General features: G+C 43.2%; 1 protein-coding gene. It reads right to left on the bottom strand.

What is annotated here, in order from left to right; genetic code table 11:
• Nucleotides 1-194: 194 nt before the first annotated feature.
• Nucleotides 195-722, bottom strand: a complete 528-nt coding sequence (locus tag R7R24_RS25935; protein ID WP_005445729.1) for a CbrC family protein — start codon at nucleotides 720-722, stop codon at nucleotides 195-197.
• Nucleotides 723-817: the final 95 nt, after the last annotated feature.

The following is an 817-nucleotide window of genomic DNA, read 5'->3' as shown; positions in this document are numbered from 1 at the left end:
CCTATTACCCCGCCACTTTCACTCTTAGGCTACAATCACGTACATTCAGCCTGAGAGATCCGTTGCGGAAATAACGCCCTGTTAAGGTGTGAGCAACGCAATACCAATGCTTCCGCATACTACCTTAAACACTAAACGCAACGCATAGTAAGAATGCCACGCGTTGCGAATCACTCTTAAACAGTTTGTTAGCTTTACGCAAAGTCCAGCGAATAAGTAAATATGCCACATGATCTACACTTGAACTTGTAGATTGCTGGGTTTCCACCTTTTTCATAGTAAGTGACTATTTGATGCCACTCATTAATACCTATTAGCTGATCGTTTAGTAAAACCTCTAATTCAGCGTCTTTTACCTGTAATAGATCAGACTTCTCTGCATCTCCATGAAATTCACAAGCATCGCCACAGTGCGATAGCCACACTTCTTGCTGCCATGAAATATAGCTTGGAGTTCTCTCGCAAACTTCCTTCACCACAGACTTATCAAGTCTAGCTTTCATCAATGGATGTGGATCAGCAAACTCTCCGTCGAATTTCTTCGCCGCCGAGCCATCAGAAATACACCAGGGACAAATAGTTTCTATGTCATGCTCAGAGTAAATAGTAGAAGTTGCCCTGTAGCCACGACTGACACCACAACATTCACAATTTGCATCTGTAACTTCTAAAGCACCCGTTTTAATGGGATCTGGATGATACTTAAATGTTGGTAATTCCATTGTACCTCCGAGTAAAGCTAACGCCCTGCTAAGGGGTGAGCAACGCAATACCGAAGCCGCCGCATACCACCTTAATCACTAAATTCAACGCATAG

The sequence above is a fragment of the Vibrio sp. 704 genome (genome assembly GCF_033339295.1).
The sequence above is the reverse complement of the archived record's forward strand: the minus strand, read 5'-3'. Positions and strand labels throughout refer to the sequence as shown.

What these genes read in the sequence shown, in the direction of transcription:
- R7R24_RS25935 (WP_005445729.1), bottom strand. Translation starts at nt 722, where the DNA reads ATGGAATTACCAACATTTAAGTATCATCCAGATCCCATTAAAACGGGT.